Origin of the sequence: Halopseudomonas bauzanensis (assembly GCF_900114735.1) — a bacterium.
GTDB lineage: Bacteria > Pseudomonadota > Gammaproteobacteria > Pseudomonadales > Pseudomonadaceae > Halopseudomonas > Halopseudomonas bauzanensis.
The window spans coordinates 893686-919258 of sequence record NZ_FOUA01000001.1 but is presented as its reverse complement, the minus strand read 5'-3'; the positions used below and the strand labels follow the sequence as shown (position 1 = coordinate 919258).

The window sequence follows — 25573 nt, the reverse complement described above, 5'->3', positions numbered from 1 at the left end:
CATGAAACTGCCGATTTATCTGGACTATGCTGCCACCACGCCGGTCGACCCGTTGGTGGCAGAAAAAATGTGCGCCTGTCTGACCATGGATGGCAACTTTGCCAACCCGGCCTCGCGCTCGCATCTGTATGGCTGGCAAGCCGAGGAAGCAGCCGAGCTGGCACGGCGTCAGGTCGCCGACCTGGTCGGCGCCGATCCGCGGGAAATCGTCTGGACCTCTGGTGCCACCGAATCCGACAATCTGGCAATCAAGGGCGCCGCCCGGGCCTTTGCCGAGCGTGGCCGCCACATCATTACCTCGCAGATCGAACACAAGGCGGTGATCGACAGCTGTCGGCAATTGGAGCGGGAAGGCTTCGAGGTCACTTATCTCAAGCCGGATAGCGACGGTCTGATCGGCGTTGAACAGCTGCAGGCCGCGCTGCGTGAAGACACCATCCTGGTGTCGCTGATGCACGTCAACAACGAGATTGGGGTGGTCAACGATATTGCGGCGCTGGGCGCGCTGGTGCGCGAGCGGGGGATTCTGTTCCATGTCGATGCGGCGCAGTCCACTGGCAAGCTACCGATCAACCTCAAGCAGCTGCCGGTTGATTTGATGTCGTTCAGCGCCCACAAGAGCTATGGCCCCAAGGGTATTGGTGCGCTCTACGTGCGCCGTTCACCGGATGTGCGCATCGAGGCGCTGATCCATGGCGGCGGTCACGAGCGCGGCATGCGCTCGGGCACCCTGGCGCCCCATCAGTTGGTCGGCATGGGCGAGGCCTTTGCCCTGGCCGGTGCACAAATGAAAGCCGAGAACGAGCGCATTTCCGCGTTACGTGACCAACTGCTCGAAGGGCTGGCAAGCCTGGACGGGGTGTCGCTCAACGGCTCCGCGCAGCAGCGGGTGCCGCACAACCTGAACCTGGCCTTTACCGGTGTGGACGGGGAACTGCTGTTGCTGGCTCTGCGCGATCTGGCGCTGTCCACTGGTTCGGCCTGCACATCGGCCTCGGTCGAGCCATCCTATGTGCTGCGTGCCATTGGCCTGGCGGATGAGCTGGCGCACAGCTCCATCCGTCTGTCGCTGGGTCGGTTCACTACCGAAGCAGAGGTCCAGCACGCCGCCGAGGTGCTGTGCAAAGCGGTATCGCGCCTGCGTCAGAGCAGGTAAATACGGCGTTGCAACTCGATTGCAGCGCCTGTTACGTATTTGCAGTCAACCTGCGTATAATCTGCGGGTTGACACCCCTTTATTTATCATCCAACCCCATTTCTCTGGAGAGTTTCATGGCCGTAGAACGTACCCTGTCCATTATCAAGCCCGATGCCGTTGCCAAGAACGTGATTGGTCAGATCCTGAGCCGCTTCGAGCAGGCTGGTCTGAGCATCGTTGCGGCCAAGATGGTTCAACTGTCCCAGGCTGATGCCGAAGGTTTCTACGCCGAGCACAAGGAGCGTCCGTTCTTCAAGGATCTGGTCAGCTTCATGACTTCCGGCCCGGTGGTCGTTCAGGTGCTGGAAGGCGAAGGCGCGGTACTGAAGAACCGTGACCTGATGGGCGCTACCAACCCGAAGGAAGCCGCTGCTGGCACCATTCGCGCTGACTTCGCCGAGTCCATCGATGCCAACGCCGTTCACGGTTCGGACTCCACGACCTCCGCTGCCCGCGAAATCGGCTACTTCTTCGCCGAAACCGAGCTGTGCCAGCGCACCCGCTGAGCCCTGCCAAAGACACCAACTGAGTGATGGATTGCAATGACTGAGACCACCGGCAAGATCAACCTGCTGGGCCTGACACAGCCGAAACTGGAAGCTTTTTTCGAAGAGCTCGGGGAGAAGCGTTTTCGTGCCGGGCAGGTCATGAAGTGGATCCATCACTTCGGTGTCGACAATTTTGATGACATGACCAATGTCGGCAAGGCCCTGCGCGACAAGCTCAAGGCCCGCGCCGAAATTCGCGGCCCGGAAGTGGTCAGCGAGGATATTTCCAAGGATGGCACGCGCAAGTGGGTCGTGCGCGTGGCATCGGGCAGTTGCGTCGAGACTGTGTACATTCCGCAGAATGGCCGCGGCACCTTGTGTGTCTCGTCCCAGGCGGGGTGTGCCCTGGATTGCAGTTTCTGCTCCACCGGCAAGCAGGGCTTCAACAGCGATCTGACCGCTGCCGAAATCATCGGCCAGGTGTGGATCGCCAACAAATCCTTCGGCACCGTGCCGGCCAAGGTCGATCGGGCCATCACCAACGTGGTGATGATGGGCATGGGTGAACCGCTGCTCAACTTCGACAATGTCGTCGATGCCATGACGCTGATGATGGACGACCTGGGCTATGGTATTTCCAAGCGCAAGGTGACTCTGTCCACCTCGGGCGTAGTGCCGATGATCGAGAAGCTGGGTAAGGTCACCGATGTGGCGCTTGCCCTGTCGCTGCATGCGCCCAACGACGAACTGCGCAATCAACTGGTGCCGCTGAACAAGAAGTACCCGTTAGCGGTATTGCTGCCGGCCTGCAACAATTACATCGCCGGGCTGGGTGAAAAGCGCTATCTGACCATCGAGTACACCTTGCTCAAGGACGTCAATGACCAGCCGGAGCACGCTCGCCAGATGATCGAGCTGCTGCGCGAGACGCCTTGCAAGATCAACCTGATTCCCTTCAACCCCTTTCCCCATTCCGGCTACGAGCGGCCGAGCAACAATGCCATCCGCCGTTTCCAGGACCTGCTGCACAACGCCGGCTACAACGTCACGGTGCGCACCACGCGGGGTGAGGATATCGATGCAGCATGCGGACAGCTGGTCGGCCAGGTCATGGACAGGACCCGGCGCAGTGAACGCTATATTGCGGTACGCCAGCTTGCCGAAGAGCAAGTTGAGATTACGCCGTCGACAAATCGCCGATAACATCCAGCCGAGGAACGATTGTGATGAGCAAGCATATTGTCGTGATCTGGTTATTGAGCCTGGTGCTCAGTGGCTGTGTGACCACCACCGACCAGCCGACCCGCAAGACCGATCCCGCCGAAGCGCGGGACGCTTATATCCAGCTGGGGCTGGGTTATCTGCAGAAAGGTGAGACCGAACGAGCCAAGGCGCCCCTGAGTGAAGCGTTGAAGATCGATCCGCGCTCTGAGTCGGCCAACGTTGCCCTCGCTCTGGTCTTCCAGCAGGAAGGGGAAGCTCCGCTGGCGGACAAGCATTTTCGCGCGGCGCTGGCCAGCGCACCGAACAATGCCCGCATACTGAACAACTACGGCGCCTTTCTTCTGGAACAGCAGCGTAACGATGAGGCGCTCAAGTACTTCCAGCGCGCCGCGGAAGACACCTTCTACGTCGAACGCTCGCGGGTATTCGAGAATCTGGGGTTGACCTACAAGCGTCTGCAGCAACCTGAAGAAGCCAAGGCGGCCTTCGAGCGGGCGCTGCGGCTGAACAGCCGCCAGCCGCTGGCTTTGCTTGAGCTGGCCCGGCTGGAATTCGCCGAGCAGAATTTCGTGCCGGCATGGAACCACTATCTGAACTTCAGTCAGATATCGGCGCAGAACGCACCGAGTCTGTGGCTGGGCGTTCAGTTGGCGCGGCGCTTCAATGATCATAACCGCGCCGCCAGTTACGCACTGCAGCTGCGCCGGCTGTACCCGGCCAGCCCGGAAGCCCGTGCCCTGCTTGAGTCGGAGCAGTCCTGATGACCGACGAAATGGAAACCGCAACGGGCGCTCAGAACGCCGCACGGATCAATCCCGGCGAACTGCTGCGCGATGAGCGCGAGCGGGTCGGCTTTACCGCCGATGAGGTGGCAACCCACCTGCGTCTGACCCGCGCCACCTTGGGCTATCTGGAAGACGGCAAGTTTGATCGCCTGCCAGGAGATACCTTCGCCCGCGGCTACGTGCGGGCCTACGCGCGTTTGCTGAAACTCGACCCGAGCCGGTTCGTTGAGCACTACGACCGCTATGTTGGCATCGACGCCCGGGAAAGCCGCGTGAGTACCATCGATAAGGTGGACGTCAATCCCAAGCGTGGCGCGCGGCTGGTCATGACGCTCAGCACGGTGCTGATCGTGGTCATTATGCTGGCGTTGGGTCTGTGGTGGTGGAACGTGAGCCGTGAAGCGACTACCCAGGTGCGGGAAACCGGCGCCATGGACGACGTGCAGGTGGACTCGATGGTGCTGCCGGACAGCTTCAGCCAGCCGGACGGCAATGAGCTGGCCATAAGCGGCCCGACGATTGAGATCCCGGCGGCAGATGCTCCTGCTGCAAACGCCGAATACCAGCCTGACGAAGCGGCGGCAACCGCGCCGCAGGTGGATGCGGATCAGGCAGCCAGCACGGCGACTGACGAGGCAGCCCAATCATCACCGGCTCCTGCTGCTGAGCCCGCTGAGCCTGTTGCGCCGGAAGCGCCTGCAGCAGTCAGTCAGAATGGCCTGGTGATGAGTTTCTCCGGCAACTGCTGGGTGCAGGTCAGCACCACCGATGGGCGAGTGTTGCACAGCGGCCAGATGCAGCAGGGTCAGACGCTGAATATCGACCGCGAGGGTCCGCTGGATCTGGTGATAGGAGCAGCCAGTGCGGTGTCGAGGATGGAATATAATGGGCAGCCAGTCGAGCTCACGAGCAATGCCAGTTCCGGCGTTGCGCGACTTCGCCTGGGCCAGTAAGAGGTAACGCAATGCATCAGCAATCCCCGGTCAAACGCAGAAAATCACGCCAGATCCGCGTAGGCTCGGTGCTGGTGGGCGGCGACGCGCCCATCTCCGTACAGAGCATGACCAACACCGAAACCTGCGATGTGGCAGCTACTGTGGGCCAGATTCGCCAGCTTGAAGCGGTTGGCGCCGATATCGTGCGCGTGTCCGTGCCGAGCATGGAAGCCGCCGAAGCCTTCGGCGAAATCCGCAAGCAGGTGAGCATGCCGCTGGTGGCCGATATCCATTTCGACTACAAGATCGCACTGCGGGTGGCCGAGTTGGGTGTTGACTGTCTGCGCATCAACCCGGGCAACATCGGTCGCGAAGACCGGATTCGCGCCGTGGTCGATGCCGCGCGCCACCACGGCATTCCGATCCGCATCGGCGTCAACGCCGGTTCGCTGGAAAAGGACCTGCAGAAGAAGTATGGCGAACCGACCCCGGAAGCTTTGCTGGAGTCCGCGCTGCGCCATGTCGATCATTTCGACAAGCTGGACTTTCAGGACTTCAAGGTCAGCGTGAAAGCCTCCGACGTGTTCATGGCCGTTGGCGCCTACCGCTTGCTGGCCGCGCAGATCGAGCAACCGCTGCACCTGGGCATCACCGAGGCCGGTGGCCTGCGCTCGGGCACAGTGAAGTCCTCGGTCGGCCTGGGCATGCTGCTGGCTGAAGGCATCGGCGACACCATCCGTATTTCCCTGGCGGCCGATCCGGTCCAGGAAATCAAGGTCGGCTTCGACATTCTCAAGTCTCTGCGCCTGCGCTCACGTGGCATCAACTTCATCGCCTGCCCCAGCTGCTCGCGGCAGAATTTTGATGTGGTCAAGACCATGAACGAGCTGGAAGCACGCTTGGACGACGTGGTCGTGCCGCTGGACGTGGCGGTTATCGGTTGCGTAGTCAATGGCCCGGGCGAAGCCAAGGAAGCCGATATCGGCCTGGCCGGTGGCTCGCCGAACAATCTGGTCTATGTCGACGGGGCGCCGAGCCAGAAGGTGACCAACGACGACATGGTGGACCGCCTGGAAAAACTGATTCGCGACAAGATTGCTGCCAAGCAGGCGTTGGATGACAACACCATCGCCCGCGGTTGAGCAGTTGGTAGCAGACAAGGAATAACGATTTTGAAGAACTTGCAAGCCGTGCGCGGCATGAACGACATCCTGCCCGCCGACAGTGCGCTGTGGCAATATTTTGAAGCTACCGTGGGCAAGGTCCTGGCCGGTTACGGCTATCAGCAGATCCGTCTGCCGATCGTCGAGCCCACCGAGCTGTTCAAACGCTCCATCGGCGAGGTCACTGACATCGTCGAAAAGGAAATGTACACCTTCGCCGACCGTAACGGCGACTCGTTGACTCTGCGCCCCGAAGGTACCGCCGGGTGTGTGCGTGCGATGCTCGAACACGGCCTGCTCGGTGGCGGCGTCAGTCACAAGGTCTGGTACACCGGGCCGATGTTCCGCCATGAGCGGCCGCAGAAAGGCCGTTATCGGCAGTTCCATCAGGTGGGAGTGGAAACCTTCAACCTGGGTGGCCCCGATATCGATGCCGAACTGATCATCCTGAGCTGGCGCCTGTGGCGTATGCTCGGGCTGGACGAGGCGGTGACTCTGGAGCTCAACAGTCTCGGCTCCAGCGCCGACCGGGCCCGTTATCGGGACGATCTGGTCGCCTACCTGCGCGAGCGCTTCGAGCAACTGGATGAAGACAGCCAGCGCCGCCTCGACAGCAATCCACTGCGGGTACTGGACAGCAAGAACCCCGATACCCAGGCTCTGTTGGCCGACGCGCCGAAGCTCGCCGATTACCTGAATGATGAGGCTCGCGCTCATTTCGAGGGCCTGCGCGCGCTGCTGGACGCTGCCGGCATTCCCTATGTAATCAATCCCCGGCTGGTCCGCGGACTGGATTACTACGGACTGACAGTGTTTGAATGGGTCACTGACCGGCTCGGGGCCCAGGGCACCGTCTGTGCTGGCGGCCGTTATGATGGCCTGGTCGAGCAGCTCGGCGGCAAGCCGGCGCCGGCGGTAGGCTTTGCCATGGGCATCGAACGCCTGCTGCTGCTGATCGAGACCCTTGGCAAGGTGCCCGCCGAACTGTCCCGGCAGGTTGATGTCTATCTGGTCACTCTGGGCACTGAAACACAGCAGCCGGCTATCCGTCTGGCTGAACAGCTGCGCGACGCCTTGCCCGGCATACGTCTGGTAGTGCATTGTGGCGGCGGCAGTTTCAAGAGCCAGTTCAAGAAGGCCGACAAATCCGGCGCACTGTACGCGCTGATTCTCGGTGAAGAAGAAGCAGCAGCGGGGCAGGTTGGCTTCAAGCCCCTGCGTGGCGACGGCGAGCAGCTGACGCTGGCCTGGGATGCGGTGCCTGAACAACTGCGCAAGGTTTTGCAGTAATAGCGATTAATCGGATGCGGTAAAGGAGAGCAGGGTGAGTAACCAGACAGAAGAAGAACAGGTAGAGCGGATCAAGGAAGTCTGGCATCGCCATGGTGTGCCTGTGCTGACCGGCGTGGTATTGGCGCTGGCCGGCGTGTTCGGCTGGAATGGCTGGACCAACTACCAGGAAAACAAGGCCAGTAATGCCTCAGCCGTCTACCAGAGCATGCTGGAGAACGTACTGCAGGATGACAGCGAGGCGAGCCGCACACGTGGTGCCGAGTTGGCCGAGACCTTGCGCAAGGATTATCCCGGTACCCGCTACGCCAGCTTTGCCGCGCTGATGCAGGCGCGTCTGGCGGTGGAGGCTGGTGATTTCGATTCCGCCGAAGCCCTGCTGCGCGATGTAGCCAAAGATGGCGACGACCTGGCCCTGCAGGAAGTGGCTCGTCAGCGTCTGGCCCGTGTGCTGGGTCAATTGGAGCGCGCCGAGGAAGGCCTCGAACTGTTCACTGTGCCGGTGACCGGCGAGCTGTTGGCCGGCCGCGAGGAAGTGCGCGGTGACTTGCTACTGAGCCTGGATCGCGTGGCGGATGCGCGTCAGGCCTATCAGGCGGCGCTGGAAGCCACTCCTGACCCACGTACTCGGCCGCAACTGCAGCTGAAACTGGATGACCTGACGGAGGAAGCCTCTTGAAGCTGATGTCCCGAACTCTGGCCGCCGGGCTTGCTGCCCTGCTGCTGGTCGGCTGTGGTAGTTCCGGCAAGAAGGAATTGCCCCCGGCAGAACTGGAAAAATTCGATGCTGAGGTCCAACTGGAGCGCAGCTGGAAACGCAATATTGGCGTTGGACAGGGCGAACTGTTCAACCAGCTGCAGCCGAGCATCGACGGATTGACTCTGTACGCCGCCGATGCCAAGGGCCGGGTAGTGGCCATGGATCGCGATACTGGCTCGGTCAACTGGCAGGTCAAGCTCAAGGAGCCGCTGTCCGGTGCGGTGGGCGCTGGCGGTGGCCGCGTCATGCTGGGTACGCTCAATGGCGTGGTGATTGTTCTTGATGAAGCCGATGGCAGCGAACTCTGGCGCGCGCAGGTGTCCAGCGAAGTGCTGGCCCCGCCGCAGACCAACGGCGACGTGGTAGTGGTGCAGACCCAGGACGACAAGCTGGTGGCCCTGGATATCGGTACCGGCGAGCAGCGCTGGCTCTATGAGTCCAGCCTGCCAGTGCTGACCGTGCGCGGGCACAGTGAGCCGATCGTATCCTTGCATCGCGTCTACGCAGGCCTGGCCAGCGGTCGTGTAGTGGCACTGGATGCGCAGAACGGCATTCCCTTGTGGGAACAGCGTATCGCCCAGCCGGTTGGTCGTTCGGAGCTGGAGCGCATGGTAGACATCGATGGCCGGCTGTTGCTGGATGATCAGACCCTCTACGCAGCCACCTACCAGGGTAACCTTGTGGCGCTGGATGCAGAATCCGGCTCCATTCGCTGGCAGCGCCCGAGCTCCAGCCACGCCGGTGCCGCCATTGGTTTTGGCAGCGTCTATCTGAGTCAGGCCGGCGGCACCGTCGAAGCCTATGATCAGAATCGTGCTACGCCGCTGTGGACCAATGACAGCCTGCAACGTCGCCAGCTTACCGGGCCGGTGGCCTTCAGCAGCTATGTGGCGGTGGCCGACTTCGAAGGCTATGTGCATCTGCTGGCCCAGACCGATGGCCGCCTGGTAGGGCGCGTGCGGGTCGACCGCAAGGGTGTGCGGGTAACACCGATCGTGCAGGGCGACACCCTGTATGTGTATGGCAACAGCGGCGATCTGGCGGCTTACCAACTGCGCTGACGCCGAAACAGGTTATACTTTCCGGCCGCTGCCCAAAGAAGGAGCAGCGGCCTTTTTGTTTTTGTTTGGCACCAATAAGGTGCGCGGAGTAATCATGGTTCCTGTCATTGCCCTGGTGGGCCGGCCGAATGTCGGCAAATCCACGTTGTTCAACCGTCTGACCAAAAGTCGTGACGCCATAGTCGCCGACGTGGCGGGGTTGACCCGTGACCGCCAATACGGCGAAGCGGTCTGGCAGGGGCAGCCCTATATCCTCGTGGATACCGGTGGGTTGACCGGTGACGAGCACGGCATCGATACCATCATGGCCGGGCAGTCCCTGCAGGCCATCGAGGAAGCCGATGCGGTACTGTTCCTGGTCGACGCGCGCGCCGGTCGTACCGCTGGCGATGAGATGATTGCCGAACACCTGCGCAAGCGTGACAAGCACACCTTCCTGATTGCCAACAAGGTCGATGGTGCTGACCAGGATTCGATCCTCGGTGAGTTTGCTCCCTTGGGTCTGGGTACTCCAATTGGTATCGCCGCGGCTCATGGACGCAATATCAACCCCATGCTCGAAGCCGTACTGGTCAAGGGCGACATCCAGGCCGAGCCGGAGCTGGACGAAGAGGGTAACCCCGTCGAACGCCTGCCGGTGACGCCCATCGGCACCAAGATCGCGGTGATCGGCCGGCCCAACGTGGGCAAGTCCACCCTGGTCAACCGCATGTTGGGCGAGGAGCGGGTGGTCGTGTTCGACCAGGCCGGTACCACCCGCGACAGCATCTATATTCCCTATGAGCGCCATGACAAGCCCTACACCTTGATCGATACCGCTGGTGTGCGGCGCCGCGGCAAGGTCTTCGAGGCCATCGAGAAGTTCTCGGTGATCAAGACGCTGCAGGCGATTCAGGACGCCAACGTGGTGATCTTCGTGGTCGACGCCCGGGAAGGCATCGTGGAACAGGATCTGCACCTGCTGGGCTTCGTGCTGGAGTCCGGCCGTGCCCTGGTGGTCGCCATCAACAAGTGGGATGGCATGGAGCAGGGCGAGAAGGAGTACGTGAAGAAGGAGCTGGAGCGTCGGTTGATCTTCACCCAGTTTGCCGATCAGCATTTCATTTCCGCGCTGCACGGTAGTGGCGTCGGGCTGCTCTACAAGTCGGTTGATCAGGCCTTTGAAAGTGCCATGGCCAAGATTCCCACCAAGCGCATGACCGAGATCCTCGAAGCCGCGGTATCCGAGCACCAGCCGCCGCTGGTCAATGGGCGCCGGATCAAGCTGCGCTATGCCCACCTGGGTGGTTCCAACCCGCCGATCATCGTTATCCATGGCAACCAGGTGGACGCGGTACCGCGCTCCTATACCCGGTATCTGGAAAACACCTTCCGCAAGGTGCTCAAGCTGTCCGGTACGCCGATCCGCATTGAATACAAGGGTGGCGACAACCCCTTCGCGGAGAAGAAGAACAAGCTGTCCGAGCGTCAGGTGAACAAGAAACGCCGCCTGATGAGCCACCACAAGAAGGCCGAGAAAAAGCGTAGAGACAAGCGCTGATCGAGCCAGCCATTCAGTTCACGACAATCCCGCCACGTAGGCGGGATTGTCGTTTATGGGGTTGCTGCATCCAATTCGCGCCACATAATATGCAACTAGTTGCATTGGTTGGCTGGAGTTTGCTAATTTCATTCCGGTGTTATCTGCCAACGGGTCACCTGAATGCTGGTCAATCGGTCAGGCGGCTGCCCTTTTTGCCAAACACGGAAATGCAATCATGCAAGAACAACAATTATCCGCCGCAGCGCAGCGCACACTGGCCGCCTGGCATGAGATTCTCGAGCGCAATGCCATGGAAGAACTTGATCCCTGGTTGGCCGATGACATCGTGTTCCGCTCGCCGGTCGCGCATCAACCTTATCCAGGTAAAGCTGCCATCAAATTGGTATTGAAGAACGTCAATCAGGTGTTCGAGAACTTCACCTACCACCGCAGTTTCGTCAGCGATGACGGCACCAGCGCGGTGTTGGAGTTCAGTGCCACCGTCAAGGGCAAGCAGCTCAAGGGTATCGATATGCTGCGTTTTGATGCTGAGGGCCGGATCCTCGAGTTCGAAGTCATGGTGCGTCCGCTCAACGGCCTGCAGGCGCTGGCCGAGGAAATGGGCAAGCGGATGGCGCCCCATATCGCGATTCTCAAAGGCCAGGCCGGCGCCTGACCCCTTATTTCAACAATCTGATTGTATGTGGAGTGACAATGTCTTTACCTGATCTTCTCAAGGGCCGGTTATCCATTCCGGTAGTTGGCTCGCCATTGTTCATCATCTCCAACCCCGATCTGGTCATTGCCCAGTGCAAGGCTGGCGTGGTGGGGGCTTTTCCATCGCTGAACGCCCGTCCGATAGAAGTATTCGAGCAATGGCTGCAGCGTATTACCAGCGAGCTGGCTGAATATAATGCCCAGAATCCGGAGCGGCCCGCGGCGCCCTTCGCGGTCAACCAGATCGTGCATAAGTCCAATGACCGGCTGGAGCAGGATCTGGCGTTGTGTGTGAAGTATGAGGTGCCGATCATCATCACGTCGCTGGGGGCCCGCGAGGATGTGAACGAGGCCATTCACTCCTATGGCGGCATCGTATTGCATGATGTCATCAACAACTTCTATGCGAAGAAGGCCATCGAGAAAGGCGCCGACGGCCTGATCGCCGTGGCGGCAGGCGCCGGTGGACATGCTGGTACCCTGTCACCCTTCGCCCTGATTCACGAGATCCGCGAGTGGTTCGATGGACCTCTGCTGTTGTCCGGGGCTATTTCCAATGGCAACGCCATCCTTGCCGCCCAGGCAGCGGGCGCGGATCTGGCCTATATCGGCTCGGCGTTCATCGCCACCGCCGAGGCCAACGCAGAACAGGCCTACAAGGACATGATCGTCGACAGCACTGCGTCGGATATTACCTACTCCAACCTGTTTACCGGTGTGCATGGCAACTATCTGAAAAAGAGCATCGTCAACAGTGGCCTGGACCCGGAAGCGCTGCCTGAGTCCGACCCGTCGAAAATGAACTTTGGCTCTGGCGGCAGCAGCAAGGCCAAGGCCTGGCGGGATATATGGGGTGCGGGGCAGGGCGTTGGTGCGGTGAAGCAGGTGGTGCCCGCAGCGGAGCTGATCGAGCGCTTGCGGACAGAGTACCAGGCCGCCCGCGAACGCTTGTCGAGCCTGTAACTGCATCGAGGGAACTCGGACTTCTGGAAGATCGAGTTCCCTCTTGACCGGTGGAGCGGGGCTCAACGCCGCTGCGGTGACGCTTGTCTCCCGGACCAGTGCGGGGAGCCGCTGTTAGCCGGTATCACTCCACCAGCGGCAAGGTTTCCTTGGCCCAGGCCAACCAGTTTTCTTCAGTCTTGATGCCCATGCGCAAGACGGCATACTGCAGTTTCTGCGCATGGCTCATCGTGGGGTTGGAAAAGTCGCGCTGTTCGATATCGCGATACATTTGCAGGCGTTGCTGGTGCTGCTCGACCAGGCGCCGCAACTCCCTGTCCACTCCCAGCGGCCCCATGACCGCTTCGGCGCGCAGCTTGATCAGCAGGGCCTGATCATTTCTGCCCGGGCCCCCGCTGTCACCCACCCAGCGCGCCAGCTCCTGGCGACCAGCATCGAGCACGTGATAGATCTTTTTCCGCCGGCCGGTACCGGTAGGGTTATGCTCGACCAGCAGCCAGCCAGCCTCGGTCATGCGTCCCAGCTCTCGGTAGATCTGCTGGTGGGTCGCCTGCCAGAAATAGCCGATCGAATGATCGAAGCGGTTAGCCAGCTCGTAGCCGGAGGAGGGTTTTTCCAGAAGTGAGGTAAGCAGCGCATGTTGAATGGACATGCGCTGATTCTAGGTGCTGTTGGCGTTCTATCACAAGCCTGCCGGTTCGGTTTGGGAGTAAGCCTCGCCGCCAACTGGTGAAGGGCTTGTATCCCGCCTAATGCCGAACTCAGGCGGCCTGGGCTGCGGCCTGTTGCTTGGCCCGGTTCAATGCGCTGAACAGCGCCCGGAAACTGGCCGCAGTCAGGTTTTCATCGATGCCAATACCGTGCAAGGGGCGGCCATTATCCAGGCGGACCTCGATATACGCTGCTGCCTTGGCATCGCTGCCCGAGCCGATGGCATGTTCATGGTAGTCGATGATCTCCACGGCTTCCGGCAGGCCGGCGACCAATGCCTCCAGCGGGCCTTTGCCAATGCCGCGCCAATGCTGGGTAGTGCCAGCGTTGATTACCTCGACATCCACCGCGCTGGTGCCATTCTCTTCCTGCAGCCGGTGGCGAACCAGGGCATAGGGGGTGGTGGCCTGCAGATATTCGCGCTGCAGCAGTTGGTGGATCTGCTCGGCGGTCATTTCCAGACCGAGGCGATCGGTTTCACCTTGTACCACCTGGCTGAACTCGATCTGCAAGCGCCGCGGCAGGGCGATTCCATACTCCTGCTCCAGCAGGTAGGTGATGCCGCCTTTGCCGGACTGGCTGTTGACGCGGATCACCGCCTCGTAGCTGCGACCGATATCCGCCGGGTCGATCGGCAGGTAGGGTACTTCCCAGACGGCGTTCGGGTCCTGCTGGGCGAAGCCCTTGCGGATCGCATCCTGGTGCGAGCCGGAGAAGGCGGTGTGCACCAGGTCGCCGGCATAGGGGTGGCGCGGGTGAACCGGCAACTGATTGCAATCCTCGACTACCTTGCGTACCGCGTCGATATCGGAAAAGTCCAGCTGCGGATCGACGCCCTGGGTATAGAGGTTCAGCGCCAGGGTGACCAGGCAGACGTTGCCGGTGCGTTCGCCATTGCCGAACAGGCAACCTTCGACGCGATCAGCGCCGGCCATTACCGCCAACTCCGAGGCGGCAACGCCAGTGCCGCGATCATTGTGGGTATGCACGCTGATCAGCACGCTGTCACGCCGGTCGATATGCCGACCGAACCACTCGATCTGGTCGGCATAGTTGTTCGGCGTAGCGCATTCGATAGTCGCGGGCAGGTTGAGGATCAGCTTGCGCTGTGGGGTCGGCTCGAACACGCCAATCACGGCGTTGCATACCTCGACGGCAAAATCGGTCTCGGTCGAGCTGAACACCTCAGGGGAGTACTCGAAGCCCCAGTTGGTTTCCGGCGCGGCTTCAGCCAGGCGCCGGATGGTTTTGCCCGCGGCGATGGCAATGGCTTTCACCCCGGCTTTGTCCTGATTGAAAACAATCTTGCGGAAGGCGGGGGCACAGGCATTGTAGTAGTGCACGATGGCCTGCTTGGCGCCTTTGACCGACTCGAACGTCCGCTCGATCAGATCGTCACGGGCCTGGGTCAGTACCTGGATGGTGACGTCATCGGGAATATGCCCGCCCTCGATCAACTCGCGCACGAAGTCGAATTCGGTCTGGGAGGCGGATGGGAAGCCGACTTCGATTTCCTTCACGCCGATCGCGACCAGGCACTTGAAAAAGCGCATCTTCTTTTCCGCATCCATCGGTTCGATCAGCGACTGATTGCCATCGCGCAGGTCGGTGGACAGCCAGATCGGTGCCTGGTTGATGACCTTGTCCGGCCAGGTGCGATCAGGCAGCGCGATGGGAGTGAACGGACGGTACTTGCTGGACGGATCGGTGAGCATGGTCATGATGAAAATCCTGTTCTGTATTCTGGGCGGGCTAGCGGTGGGGGACCACGGCGGGCCTTAGTGCATCGGGCAGGGAAAAGCGCGTCAGTGACGCAGTCGCCGGCTGACCAGGCAGAGGCAGGCATGCTGCCGAAGGGTGATGAGTGTTTGTGGTGTTTTCATGCTGAAAACTTTACGACTATGTAGGTTTGATGGCAATAAGGGCGAAGAAAAAGCAATATTCTGCTGATTCAGGAGTGGATTCGGCTTTCTGGTTGCTCGGAAGTGTCGTTTTTCCGCTTCCTACGCCAGAATCCGGCGCGCCCGGTCAGGCGCGCCGGTGATCCTCAGCCCAGCGACGTGACGCCAGCCTCCGAGGAAGTACGCTGGGGCAGATTCATGTGCCGCAGATCATCGCCGCTCGGATGCTGGAATACACGCAAGCCGAATTCCGGAAGGATCGCCAGCAGATGATCGAAGATATCCGACTGGATTCCCTCATAGGCGACCCAGGCCACGGTATTGGTGAAACAATACAGTTCCATCGGCAGGCCGTCGGGTGTGGGCGCGAGCTGGCGGACCATCAGCGTCATTTCCTGATGAATGCCTGGGTGGCTGCGCAGGTAGCGATCAACATAGGCGCGGAAGGTGCCGATATTGGTGATTCGACGCGTGTTCACCGGCTCCTGGCCTTGTTCCTGCAACTGGCGGTTCCAATCATCGATATCGGTCTGTTTGTCCTTGAGGTAATCGCTCAGTAACCGGAAGCGGTGCAGATGTTGGCACTCGTCATCGTCCAGGAAATGCACGCTCTGCTGATCAAGCATGAGGCTGCGCTTGATGCGCCGACCGCCGGACTCCTGCATGCCCCGCCAGTTCTTGAACGGGTCGCTGATCAGGCGCTTGGTCGGAATGGTCGTGATGGTCTTGTCCCAATTCTGCACCTTGACGGTGTGCAGGGAGATATCAATCACATCACCATCGGCGCTCAGCGCGGGCATTTCCACCCAGTCGCCCACCCGCACGATATCGTTGGAGCTGATCTGCACACTGGCGACCAGCGATAGCAAAGTGTCCTGGAAGATCAACATCAACACGGCTGCCATGGCACCCAGACCGGAGAGCAGAATCAGCGGCGAGCGGTCGATCAGCGTGGCGATGATCAGGATGGTGGCGATCGAATAGATGACAATGTTGATCACCTGAATGTAGCCCTTGATGGGCTTCATCCGTGCCTTGGGACGACGTTCGTAAATGGTGTTGACGAGCGTCAGCGCACTGGCGATAGCCAGGGCGATAGTGAGAATGATGAACGCGCCACATACGTTGCGCACGATGGTGATCAGCGTCTCGGACAGGCCGGGAATCACGCCGATACCGATGGACAGAATCAGCGCCGGGACAATATTGGCCAGCCGGGAAATGACATGGGAATCATGTAGCGCTCGGTCGTTGCCCACTGGCGTGGAGCGCAGTAGGTGCATGAGGCCGCGGATCAGGATGCGCTTGACGATCCAGTTGGCGATCCAGGCGCCGAGGATCAGGGCGGTGAGCGCGAGCAGGGTATAGAGCTGGGGATAATCTTCCAGCCAGTTGATGACGTCGTTGTATTGCGATTCCATGACATTCCCAATTATGGAGTGGGTTTGGCGCCGCAGGGTGCGGCGCCGGCCATCCTAGCAAAGACGGATGACGATTGCTGTGCCGACTCAGTCCAGCAGTGGCAGGGTATGTGGTTGCTCTTCCTCGACGCGCAGGGTCAATTGGCCGTCGTGGAGCCGCGCCTTCAGCTGCTGGCCGGGGCGGGTTTCATTGCGACTGCGAATTGCCTGGCCGCGCTCGTCCAGCAGGATGCTGTAACCGCGGCCCAGGGTGGCCAGGGGGCTGACCAGCTGCAGGGTCTGCGCGGCGTTACCCAACTGCTGGCGATGCTGCTGCAGGCGCTGTTGCATGCTGCGCGGCAGGCGCAGCTGCAGTTGTTCGAGGCGTTCGCCGAGCAGCGCCAGGCGCCGGCCGGGATGCTGGTGCTGCAAGCGACCCTGCAGATGCTCCAGCCGCTGGCGGCGGTGTTGCAGGCGGTGGTGCAGGGCGCGTTGCATGCGCATTTCCAGTTCGTCCAGCCGCTGGGCCTGCTGCGCCAGGCGCTCGCCGGGATGGCGCAGACGCCGGCGCAGGTTATCCAGGCGCAGGTTGTCGCGGGCCAATCTTACCTTCATGCATTGTTGCAGCTGACGGTGGCTGCGCTGCAGCTGGGCCAGCATGGCCTGGGTGTCAGGGCTCAGCAGTTCTGCTGCCGCCGATGGGGTGGGTGCGCGCAGGTCGGCGACGAAGTCACTGATCGATACATCGGTTTCATGCCCTACCGCGCTGATGATCGGTGTACGGCAGGCGGCAACGGCGCGGGCGACCAGCTCTTCATTGAAGGGCCAGAGATCTTCCAGCGAGCCGCCGCCGCGGGCTAGGATCAGCGCATCGAAACCACCCCGGTCAGCCCGTTCCAGCGCACGCACGATCTGCGGCGCGGCATCGCGGCCCTGTACCGCGGTAGGGCTGATGACCAGCTCGATGAAAGGCGCACGGCGGCCGAATACGCTGATGATGTCCCGTACCGCTGCGCCGCTGGGCGAGGTGATGATGCCGATGCGAGTGGGATGGGTCGGCATCGGACGCTTGCCTTCGGCGGCGAACAACCCTTCGCCCTGCAACTTGGCCTTGAGTGCCTCGAAAGCCTGGCGCAGAGCACCATCGCCGGCTGGCTCCAGGCTGTCGATGATCATCTGATAATCGCCGCGGCCTTCATACAGACTCACCCGGCCGCGGGCCTGTACCAGTAAGCCGTCGCGCAGATCGAGCCGAATGCGCGCGGCATTCTGTCGGAACAGGGCGCAACGCACCTGGGCGCCGCTATCCTTCAGGGTAAAGTACAGATGACCGGAGGAAGGGCGGGCGAGGTTCGACAATTCGCCTTCCACCCAGACCCGTGGAAAAACGTCTTCCAGCAGGCTGCGTGCCCGGGCATTGAGTTGGCTGACGGTGAGTACCTCGCGCTCTGTGCCCAGCCGTCGGAAAATAGCGTCATCATTGTTCATGTGCGCATCTTAACAGCTCGCGGCCGGCGGAATACTGCATTGTGATGATTCCAATTGAGTACCGCAGGCTGCATGGGTATAATGACGCGCTTCCATTTTTCCCGCTCGGGAGCCCCTGCTATGCTGCGTATTCGCCAAGAAGCCCTTACTTTCGATGATGTTCTGCTGGTGCCCGGTTACTCCGAAGTGCTGCCCAAGGATGTCTGTCTCAAAACGCGTCTGACCCGAGGGATCGAGCTGAGCATTCCGCTGGTGTCTGCGGCCATGGACACCGTGACCGAAGCTCGCCTGGCCATTTCCATGGCCCAGGAAGGCGGCATCGGCATCATTCACAAGAACATGACCATCGACCAGCAGGCCAACGAAGTACGCAAGGTCAAGAAGTTCGAAGCCGGCGTAGTCAAGGATCCGATCACCATCGGCGCCGATGCAACCGTAGCCGACCTGTTCGACTTGACCCACCAGAACAACATCTCCGGTGTGCCGGTGCTGTACAACGACGATCTGGTCGGCATCGTTACCTCCCGTGATATCCGTTTCGAGACCCGTCTGGACGCGAAAGTGCGGGACGTGATGACGCCCAAGGAACGCCTGGTCACTGTCAAGGAAGGCTCTTCCACCGGCGAAGTACGCAAGCTGCTGCACAAGCATCGCATCGAGCGGGTGCTGGTCGTTGATGATGCTTTCCGCCTGAAAGGCATGATGACGGTCAACGACATCGAGAAAGCCAAGGCCTATCCGCTGGCCAGCAAGGATGAGCAGGGCCGGCTGCGAGTTGGTGCGGCTGTCGGCACGGGCGCTGATACCGAGGAGCGGGTAACTGCTCTGGCCAAGGCCGGGGTTGACGTGATCATCGTCGATACCGCCCACGGCCATTCCAAGGGCGTGATCGAGCGGGTTCGCTGGGTCAAGCAGGCATTTCCGGACATTCAGGTGGTCGGCGGCAACATTGCTACCGGTGCCGCTGCTCTGGCGTTGGCTGCCGCTGGCGCCGATGCGGTCAAGGTGGGTATCGGCCCGGGCTCCATCTGCACCACCCGCATCGTTGCCGGGGTTGGCGTGCCGCAGATCTCCGCGATTGCCGACGTTGCCGCGGCTCTGAAGGATACCGGTGTGCCACTGATTGCTGATGGTGGTATCCGCTTCTCCGGCGACCTGGCCAAGGCCATTGCCGCTGGCGCATCGGTAGTGATGATGGGCTCGATGTTTGCCGGTACCGAAGAGGCCCCGGGTGAGGTCGAATTGTTCCAGGGTCGTTCCTACAAAGCCTACCGCGGCATGGGTTCGCTGGGTGCGATGGCCAATGCCAGCGGTGGCTCGGCAGACCGTTACTTCCAGGACGCCGGCGCCGGTGCCGAGAAATTGGTACCCGAAGGCATCGAAGGCCGCGTCCCCTACAAGGGTGCGCTGGCGGCGATACTGCACCAGTTGATGGGGGGGCTGCGTGCTTCCATGGGCTACACCGGCTGCGGCAGCATCGAAGAGATGCGCACCAAGCCCGAATTTGTCCGCATCACCGGGGCCGGCATGAGCGAATCCCACGTGCATGACGTGCAGATCACCAAGGAAGCGCCGAATTACCGGGTCAGCTGATCCGGTTCAGTCATCAGCCACAAGTGGCGTCTTCGGGCGCCGCTTGTAACTCGCAGCTCTTACTTTATCGAGAACACACCATGTCCCATGACATTCACGCTCACCGCATCCTGATCCTGGATTTCGGTTCCCAGTACACTCAACTGATTGCACGGCGCGTACGTGAAATCGGCGTTTACTGTGAAATCCACGCCTGGGATATGGACGAAGCGGCTATCCGCGAGTTCGCACCCAAGGGCATCATCCTGGCCGGCGGTCCCGAGTCCGTTACCGAGAACGGCAGCCCGCGCGCGCCTCAGGTCGTGTTCGAGCTGGCGGTGCCGGTGTTGGGTATCTGCTACGGCATGCAGACCATGGCTGCCCAGCTGGGTGGCGCGGTGCAGGGTTCCGAAGAGCGCGAGTTCGGTTATGCGCGGGTTGATCTGGTTGGCAAGAGCAGTTTCCTCGATGGAATCGAGGATGCGGTAGCCGATGACGGTGTGCTGAACCTGGACGTCTGGATGAGCCATGGCGACAAGGTCATCGAACTGCCGGACGGTTTCAAGGTATTGGCCAGCACGCCGAGCTGCGCCATCGCAGCGATGGGTGACGACGCTCGTCATTTCTACGGCGTGCAGTTCCACCCGGAAGTGACCCACACCAAGCAGGGGCTGCGGATCCTGTCCCGGTTCATTCTCGAGCTGTGCGGCTGCGAAGCGCTGTGGACGCCGGCCAACATCGTTGAAGATGCCATCGCCACCGTGCGTGCCCAGGTGGGCGACGCCAAGGTGCTGCTTGGCCTGTCTGGCGGTGTCGATTCCTCGGTGGTTGCCGCGCTGCTGCACCGCGCCATCGGCGATCAGCTGACCTGCGTCTTTGTCGACAACGGCTTGCTGCGTCTGCACGAAGGCGAGCAGGTCATGGCCATGTTCGCCGAGAACATGGGCGTCAAGGTGATTCGCGCCAATGCCGAAGAGAAATTCCTGTCCCGCCTGCTCGGCGTGACCGATCCGGAGGCCAAGCGCAAGGTCATCGGCCGCACCTTCATCGAAGTGTTCGACGAGGAAGCGACCAAGCTACAGGATGTCCGGTTCCTGGCCCAAGGCACCATCTATCCTGACGTGATCGAATCGGCCGGCGCTAAGACGGGCAAGGCCCATGTGATCAAGTCTCACCACAACGTTGGCGGCTTGCCGGAAGACATGGCCTTCGAACTGGTCGAGCCGCTGCGTGAACTGTTCAAGGACGAAGTGCGCAAGATCGGTCTGGAACTGGGCTTGCCCTACGACATGGTCTACCGTCACCCGTTCCCCGGTCCGGGCCTGGGCGTGCGTATCCTCGCTGAAGTGCGCAAGGAATACGCCGACATCCTGCGCCGCGCCGACCACATCTTCATCGAAGAGCTGCGCAAGGCTGACCTGTACCACAAGACCAGCCAGGCCTTCGCCGTATTCCTGCCGGTCAGGTCGGTCGGTGTGGTCGGTGACGCCCGCCGCTACGAATGGGTCATCGCCCTGCGTGCGGTGGAAACCATCGACTTCATGACCGCTCGCTGGGCGCACCTGCCCTACGAGTTCCTGGAAACCGTTTCCAACCGCATCATCAACGAAATCAGCGGTGTGTCACGGGTCACCTACGATATCTCCAGCAAGCCGCCGGCGACGATTGAGTGGGAGTGATCCCGCGTCTGGCACAGCGAGACACCTGATGGGCATAAAATGCTCTGAAGCCCGCGTAATTGCGGGCTTTTTTGTTTTTATGTCTGGCAACAAGCGGAAGCGCCAAGCATCGTTTGAGCGTGGCATTAAAGCTGGTACTATCGGCTTCGATACCATGTGATGTTTTCCTATGATCGCATGGTATTAGATTTGATTAACATGCTCGTTTTTTTGGGAAATTAAGCTATTTATCTGGTTTCTTTCAACTTGGTATCAAAGCCGGTAAAGGACAAGGTATATGCTGACCGATACCAAGCTGCGCAATCTCAAGCCTAGGGACAAGCTCTATAAGGTGAATGACCGAGATGGCCTCTATGTGGCTGTCACTCCGGCCGGTTCCATTTCGTTCCGCTACAACTACTCGGTTAATGGTAGGCAGGAGACCATCACCTTGGCCGAAGCCCGAGAACAATTAGGGGACGCCAAGAAGATGGTCGCGGCGGGCAAGTCACCGGCCAAGGAGAAGGCCGGTGACAAGGCACGGGTGAAAGATGCAGAGGCGTTTGGTGCCTGGGCGGAGAAGTGGTTGCGGGGGTACCAGATGGCCGGCTCCACCCGCGGCATGCGTCGCTCAGTCTATGCACGCGAGCTAAAACCGAAATTTGCCAATCAGAAGCTGGCCGAAATTACCCATGAGGACTTGCGGGCACTGACCGATACCATCGTTGAGCGGGGCGCACCGGCCACCGCCGTTCACGTGCGCGAAATCGTATTAAACGTGTATCGCTGGGCAATCGAGCGCGGCCAGAAGGGGAAAATATGCGCTGCGGCGCTAATATTACCTCAGCGCGCGGTAAGAGCCAGAACTCGCCAGCAGGTGAGCCTTGAAAAGACCAAGGAGGTCTTTTGGGCAGAAAATCAAGAGAGAAGCGTGAGCGCCGACTTGCCGAGAGCGGGGGGGAGCTTGATATCCTGCTCAGTCAGATGATGAGCAGGCACGACCAGTTTGGCGAACGCAAACAGCTGAAGGACGCCTTCCTTGTCCAAGTGAGGCAGACCCGCGCTCTCCTCAGCCAGTACGACGCCTCAGATGTAGCGCTTGCGATTGGCGTGTCCGAGCTCTGGCCGGCAAATGCAGGCAGTCACGTCAAAAATGCGTTCGCATGGTGCGTATTCCTGGACACCCCGCTCCAAGGCCGAGGTGGTAGAAGAATCAAGAGCTATGCTGACTTCCAACTGTTCGTCGCAGCTCTTTATGCAATCTGGCCCCACTTTCCTACGCTTGAAGACTTCTCTCCTGAAGCGGATTGGGGGCAGACCAGGGTGGACCTCGGCGGCCGGTTTGTACCGGTCTTCTACGGCAGTAGCATTGAGCGAGTGCCAGACTTCATTGAGGCCTTTCGAATCACCTACGCTGATGTGCCCGACGCCCTGGCCCAGATGGACTTGGTCGTCGCGCTGCAGGCACTGATCATTGAAGCCACTCCACACCTCGCGCAGCTCCCTGTCGTCGATGCGGAATGTGGCCATGTAGAGCCTCCCCCCGAAGATTTCTGGCTCTCGTGTATGAATGTGCTGCAGAACATCGATCAACAGAGTGCCGTTTGGCGGCAACGTGCGGGAAGCGCTCTCGACGGGGAAGTCGGTGGCTATAAGGCGCCGCTGACGTGGGAGTCGTTCGGCAACGCAGCATTTGCTGGCGATGCAGTTCCCTTCTTAGGCGTTCATGTCGCCGGGACCTGGTATCCGATGGCAGTACGGAGTGCTGCTGGGACGGTCGTAGATCATTGGGCAAAGAAGAGCGCAGCGAGTGTTAGCCATGAAGTGCACCGTAGGCTGGGCCGGTTTGTCTTCGAGCGCTTTGATGGCACGCTGCAAGGCCCGGTGATGTTGGTTCTTGACAGCGATGTATGCAGAGAGCTTCCCATCAGCAGTGTGACCTCCGCGGCGGCAGGTGTGTATCTTGTTTGCGCTTGCGATCATGATCTGCTCGACAAGCAGTCGGCGATCGCCGTCGCCGTTTTAGCCAAGGCCCGACAGGCAAAGAACATTCGTTTCAAGATCGTTGGAGGCCCAGAGATCCTGCTCTCGAAGGATGGTATTAATGGCCCATCAGCTGATGAACTGCACATCATCCTCGCTCCTACTTTGGCGGGCACCTCTGCAGGAATGCTCAACCTTCCTGAAAAACCCCTGCGACTCCTGCCGCTAGCGGATTTGATCACCATCTTCGACAGCCTGACGGATCTGGAGGATCTGCAGCGTTACTGGGCTTTTTGCGATAGGCAACGATCGGTCTTAACTCCCTTTTCCAGCGGACCTGCCGATCTATTCGCTTCATTCAAGGACACTGACGAGGTGCTGGTTGATGGCGCCATTGAGCCTACGATGATTTGTCTTGACCCAAGCTGGGGCACATCCTGGCGGTTCAAGTTACTAGCGGATTTCTGGTCGCGTGCCCCTCGCATCTTTCCCGACCGCACATCCGGCTGGCTACTAAGTGGAGGGACGGAAGGCGTCATAGAGATGAAATCGCGCAGCCGCAAGCTCATCGCCTACTCCACCCTGATCGGTAATTGCACTGTTCAAGCTTTGCTGGAAATCAAGGACGACCTAGACCTAGAAGATGGGCGCATGATCGACCTGTTCATCCAGATCCTCGCCGACAGCTCTTTTCGATGCAGTGGGCTACTGGCTACCGCGCCACTGTTCCAGTTGGACCAAGTTCTGTTCGTCTGCAAACGCAGCGCATCCAGCACCGTCATCGGCAATGACGACGGGGACTTTGGCACGCCTAAGAGTGTGGGTCCGGTCGTAACTGCTGCCGAAGGGAGTTTGGGCAGAGCTGCAGTCATTTACCTCGATGTTGATCTTCGTGCGGTGCTTGCTGGCTTGACCGGCGCTACCGACGGGAGTTTTGAGGTGCAGTGCCTTGCGGAAACGATACGCAAGAGCCATGACGCCCTCGACATGACACTCCCGGCGGGCCTGGAGGAAGAGGTTCTTTCAACGTGGGGGAAGCTCGCTCGGTACACGCTGCGAGTTGCCACTCGGCGCGTCGATGTTCCCGCCCACCCACCGGTCGTCATTCCGAGGATGTCAGACTACAAGCTGGCTCGCAAGCAACTCGCAGAGGTAATCCGAGACCTGGGGCTGGAACCTGGCCGATACGCGCTGTCGAAAGCAAAAGAGAAAATTGACCTGGCCAGCGCTCAGTTCAGGCTTCGCATCGAAGGACGGCTCGCACAGATCGACCGACTTCAGCTGATTCGAGCGTGCATCGAACAACACGATGCGCTGCTAGCCACCGAGCGTGGAAGGATTGAAAGAGCCCGCCAGAGCCTGTCTCACGAGGTGGAATACGATCGAGTTGATGCTGTTGAAAAGGCGCGCGAGCAATACGGCACTTTAGCCCGTCACTACCGATACCTGTTGGAGAAGGCTGTCAGCAATACGGTATCTGGGCCCGGCGAGGTCACTCCCAATGTGTTGCGTGAGCTGCTCGGTAAAACTGACTGGCTCATGTCGCTTGCAGGAGCTAGCGACGTCCTCCACAACGGGGTCGATGTTGCAGGCGTCGCCATCAACGATTCGTTCATCCCGGAGGTCTTCTACTCCGACAGCTCCAACGACCGGGAGGCTCGGTTCGCACGCGAGTACGCTAAGACACGCCTTGGCCAGGGTGAAAACCCCAAGGACGCGGTTGAGGGAGAGTCGGAGGCCCTGTCGGAGTCAACCGATTTCAACTACGCTTTTGAGACCGACCTTGGATTCAACCTGTCGGACCTGATCACCTCCCTGTCCGTGCTGGCCCAAGCTCAGCACCACGGTTTCGCCAAGGAGCTATCGCTTTCTTACGGCGCCAGTCCAGACAAACTGGCAGGGAAGCTTGTCGCCGAGATCAAGGACCTTGAACAGGAAAAGGCAGAGCGCATCGTTGCATTCCTGACCCTCTCAGAGACTGGGCTTCTGCGCCTCGCCGGCCGAGATGTCCAAGAGGCGGAGGTGCCCTACTGGGAACACAGCAAGCGTGTTCACCGATACGCCATCCGGCCACTGGTGCAGGTCGGTGATGAGCTGAGATGGGGCGCGGAGACGGCGAGTCGCTGCATGTTCAATTGGATGTCCTCGGTTCGCGATGGCTACTTGCCTGCCGATTTCGGTTGGCCTAACATCGAGCCCGTCGTTCGGCAGGTGAAGGCCGGCATCGAGAGGCGGCTGGAATTCCGCAATGAAGAGATCTTCCGCCGGCATACCCCGTTTGTCGCGCGGGGCATCGACTTCTACCGGAAGTTTCGAACCGAAGGATTCGAAGATGTTGGCGACTTCGACGCCCTCGCGTATTGGCCCGGCCACAATCTCATGGTCGCGGTCGAGTGCAAGTACAACCAGCCGTTCTATACAATGAAGGACGGTCGCCGGATTCGCGACAAGATCTTTGGGCGCAAGGAGGGGGACAAGGGCCAGATCGGAAAGGTACTCCGCAGAGGTGCCTTCTTGGAGCAGCACCGAACCCGGATATTGGAGCTCCTCGGATGGCCAAAGCCCGCCAACGCTCCAGAGCGCTATGTCGAACTCTACGTCAGCAGGGACATCTACTACTGGATGGTTCACCCTCCCTACCCTGTGTCGACCCACTTTGTGAGAATTTCGACGTTGGATTCTTGGCTAAAGACCGAGCTATTCATGGTCGCAGGCCTGCCTTGAGCCTGTCAAATCCAAGCAATCCCACCGTAC

19 protein-coding genes and 1 pseudogene are annotated in these 25573 nt (G+C 60.3%); 16 read left to right on the top strand and 4 right to left on the bottom strand.

The features are described 5' to 3' along the window. The first annotated feature begins 1 nt into the window (after position 1). From BM267_RS04270 to BM267_RS04215, 12 genes are all read left to right on the top strand, one after another. Positions 2 to 1156: an IscS subfamily cysteine desulfurase gene (locus tag BM267_RS04270; RefSeq protein WP_074777710.1), complete on the top strand. Its 1155-nt coding sequence runs from the start codon at positions 2 to 4 to the stop codon at positions 1154 to 1156. Positions 1157 to 1272: 116 nt separating this feature from the next. Next, on the top strand, positions 1273 to 1704 hold the full coding sequence (ndk, locus tag BM267_RS04265; RefSeq protein ID WP_036989372.1) for a nucleoside-diphosphate kinase: 432 nt from the start codon (positions 1273 to 1275) through the stop codon (positions 1702 to 1704). Between the two features lie 36 nt (positions 1705 to 1740). Then, complete coding sequence (gene rlmN / locus BM267_RS04260) at positions 1741 to 2889, top strand: dual-specificity RNA methyltransferase RlmN (protein WP_036989374.1); 1149 nt, start codon at positions 1741 to 1743, stop codon at positions 2887 to 2889. Between the two features lie 23 nt (positions 2890 to 2912). Beyond that, entirely contained in the window at positions 2913 to 3671 is a 759-nt protein-coding gene (gene pilW, locus BM267_RS04255) for a type IV pilus biogenesis/stability protein PilW (RefSeq protein WP_036989376.1), read from the top strand. After that, complete coding sequence (locus BM267_RS04250) at positions 3671 to 4648, top strand: RodZ domain-containing protein (RefSeq protein ID WP_074777712.1); 978 nt, start codon at positions 3671 to 3673, stop codon at positions 4646 to 4648. Before pilW ends, BM267_RS04250 begins: the two co-directional genes overlap by 1 nt. Positions 4649 to 4659: 11 nt before the next feature. Then, positions 4660 to 5772 (top strand): flavodoxin-dependent (E)-4-hydroxy-3-methylbut-2-enyl-diphosphate synthase, encoded by a 1113-nt coding sequence (ispG, locus tag BM267_RS04245; RefSeq protein ID WP_036989380.1) that lies wholly within the window; start codon positions 4660 to 4662, stop codon positions 5770 to 5772. Positions 5773 to 5799: 27 nt separating this feature from the next. Next, the gene (gene hisS, locus BM267_RS04240; protein WP_036989382.1) at positions 5800 to 7083 is read left to right on the top strand and encodes a histidine--tRNA ligase; all 1284 of its coding nucleotides are present in this window, start codon (positions 5800 to 5802) and stop codon (positions 7081 to 7083) included. Between the two features lie 34 nt (positions 7084 to 7117). After that, positions 7118 to 7762, top strand: coding sequence for a YfgM family protein (locus BM267_RS04235; protein ID WP_074777714.1), 645 nt, complete (start codon positions 7118 to 7120; stop codon positions 7760 to 7762). A 5-nt stretch (positions 7763 to 7767) separates the two neighbouring features. Further along, complete coding sequence (gene bamB / locus BM267_RS04230) at positions 7768 to 8904, top strand: outer membrane protein assembly factor BamB (RefSeq protein ID WP_036990222.1); 1137 nt, start codon at positions 7768 to 7770, stop codon at positions 8902 to 8904. A gap of 94 nt (positions 8905 to 8998) precedes the next feature. Beyond that, positions 8999 to 10444 (top strand): ribosome biogenesis GTPase Der, encoded by a 1446-nt coding sequence (gene der, locus BM267_RS04225; protein ID WP_036990224.1) that lies wholly within the window; start codon positions 8999 to 9001, stop codon positions 10442 to 10444. A gap of 217 nt (positions 10445 to 10661) precedes the next feature. Continuing rightward, on the top strand, positions 10662 to 11102 hold the full coding sequence (locus BM267_RS04220; protein ID WP_074777716.1) for a nuclear transport factor 2 family protein: 441 nt from the start codon (positions 10662 to 10664) through the stop codon (positions 11100 to 11102). A 38-nt stretch (positions 11103 to 11140) separates the two neighbouring features. Further along, positions 11141 to 12106, top strand: a complete 966-nt coding sequence (locus BM267_RS04215) for an NAD(P)H-dependent flavin oxidoreductase (RefSeq protein ID WP_036989388.1) — start codon at positions 11141 to 11143, stop codon at positions 12104 to 12106. Between the two features lie 124 nt (positions 12107 to 12230). On the opposite strand, the gene BM267_RS04210 is transcribed toward BM267_RS04215, so the two are convergent. From BM267_RS04210 to xseA, 4 genes are all read right to left on the bottom strand, one after another. After that, positions 12231 to 12758 (bottom strand): PadR family transcriptional regulator, encoded by a 528-nt coding sequence (locus BM267_RS04210; RefSeq protein WP_074777718.1) that lies wholly within the window; start codon positions 12756 to 12758, stop codon positions 12231 to 12233. A gap of 109 nt (positions 12759 to 12867) precedes the next feature. Then, positions 12868 to 14538 (bottom strand): 2-isopropylmalate synthase, encoded by a 1671-nt coding sequence (gene leuA / locus BM267_RS04205; protein WP_074777720.1) that lies wholly within the window; start codon positions 14536 to 14538, stop codon positions 12868 to 12870. 326 nt (positions 14539 to 14864) lie between these two features. Then, positions 14865 to 16139: a mechanosensitive ion channel family protein gene (locus BM267_RS04200; RefSeq protein WP_036989393.1), complete on the bottom strand. Its 1275-nt coding sequence runs from the start codon at positions 16137 to 16139 to the stop codon at positions 14865 to 14867. 87 nt (positions 16140 to 16226) lie between these two features. Next, on the bottom strand, positions 16227 to 17606 hold the full coding sequence (gene xseA / locus BM267_RS04195) for an exodeoxyribonuclease VII large subunit (RefSeq protein ID WP_036989395.1): 1380 nt from the start codon (positions 17604 to 17606) through the stop codon (positions 16227 to 16229). A 120-nt stretch (positions 17607 to 17726) separates the two neighbouring features. Here xseA and guaB point away from each other — a divergent pair, with 120 nt between their 5' ends. The 4 genes and pseudogenes from guaB to BM267_RS04175 all read left to right on the top strand — a co-directional run bounded on the left by guaB (position 17727) and on the right by BM267_RS04175 (position 25543). Continuing rightward, the gene (gene guaB, locus BM267_RS04190) at positions 17727 to 19199 is read left to right on the top strand and encodes an IMP dehydrogenase (protein WP_036989399.1); all 1473 of its coding nucleotides are present in this window, start codon (positions 17727 to 17729) and stop codon (positions 19197 to 19199) included. Positions 19200 to 19279: 80 nt separating this feature from the next. Beyond that, positions 19280 to 20857 (top strand): glutamine-hydrolyzing GMP synthase, encoded by a 1578-nt coding sequence (gene guaA / locus BM267_RS04185; protein WP_036989401.1) that lies wholly within the window; start codon positions 19280 to 19282, stop codon positions 20855 to 20857. Between the two features lie 277 nt (positions 20858 to 21134). After that, positions 21135 to 21647 (top strand): annotated as a pseudogene (locus BM267_RS04180) (tyrosine-type recombinase/integrase); the annotation flags it as partial. Between the two features lie 95 nt (positions 21648 to 21742). Then, entirely contained in the window at positions 21743 to 25543 is a 3801-nt protein-coding gene (locus BM267_RS04175; protein WP_074777722.1) for a hypothetical protein, read from the top strand. The last annotated feature ends 30 nt before the right edge of the window (positions 25544 to 25573 follow it).

Excerpts from the sequence above, each read along its gene's own strand:
- BM267_RS04220 (WP_074777716.1), top strand. The coding sequence starts at position 10,662 with ATGCAAGAACAACAATTATCCGCCGCAGCGCAGCGCACACTGGCCGCC.
- rlmN (WP_036989374.1), top strand. The coding sequence starts at position 1,741 with ATGACTGAGACCACCGGCAAGATCAACCTGCTGGGCCTGACACAGCCG.
- ispG (WP_036989380.1), top strand. The coding sequence starts at position 4,660 with ATGCATCAGCAATCCCCGGTCAAACGCAGAAAATCACGCCAGATCCGC.
- BM267_RS04200 (WP_036989393.1), bottom strand. The coding sequence starts at position 16,139 with ATGGAATCGCAATACAACGACGTCATCAACTGGCTGGAAGATTATCCC.
- guaB (WP_036989399.1), top strand. The coding sequence starts at position 17,727 with ATGCTGCGTATTCGCCAAGAAGCCCTTACTTTCGATGATGTTCTGCTG.
- BM267_RS04270 (WP_074777710.1), top strand. The coding sequence starts at position 2 with ATGAAACTGCCGATTTATCTGGACTATGCTGCCACCACGCCGGTCGAC.
- der (WP_036990224.1), top strand. The coding sequence starts at position 8,999 with ATGGTTCCTGTCATTGCCCTGGTGGGCCGGCCGAATGTCGGCAAATCC.
- guaA (WP_036989401.1), top strand. The coding sequence starts at position 19,280 with ATGTCCCATGACATTCACGCTCACCGCATCCTGATCCTGGATTTCGGT.
- bamB (WP_036990222.1), top strand. The coding sequence starts at position 7,768 with ATGTCCCGAACTCTGGCCGCCGGGCTTGCTGCCCTGCTGCTGGTCGGC.
- BM267_RS04210 (WP_074777718.1), bottom strand. The coding sequence starts at position 12,758 with ATGTCCATTCAACATGCGCTGCTTACCTCACTTCTGGAAAAACCCTCC.
- ndk (WP_036989372.1), top strand. The coding sequence starts at position 1,273 with ATGGCCGTAGAACGTACCCTGTCCATTATCAAGCCCGATGCCGTTGCC.
- BM267_RS04215 (WP_036989388.1), top strand. The coding sequence starts at position 11,141 with ATGTCTTTACCTGATCTTCTCAAGGGCCGGTTATCCATTCCGGTAGTT.
- xseA (WP_036989395.1), bottom strand. The coding sequence starts at position 17,606 with ATGAACAATGATGACGCTATTTTCCGACGGCTGGGCACAGAGCGCGAG.
- BM267_RS04250 (WP_074777712.1), top strand. The coding sequence starts at position 3,671 with ATGACCGACGAAATGGAAACCGCAACGGGCGCTCAGAACGCCGCACGG.
- leuA (WP_074777720.1), bottom strand. The coding sequence starts at position 14,538 with ATGACCATGCTCACCGATCCGTCCAGCAAGTACCGTCCGTTCACTCCC.
- pilW (WP_036989376.1), top strand. The coding sequence starts at position 2,913 with ATGAGCAAGCATATTGTCGTGATCTGGTTATTGAGCCTGGTGCTCAGT.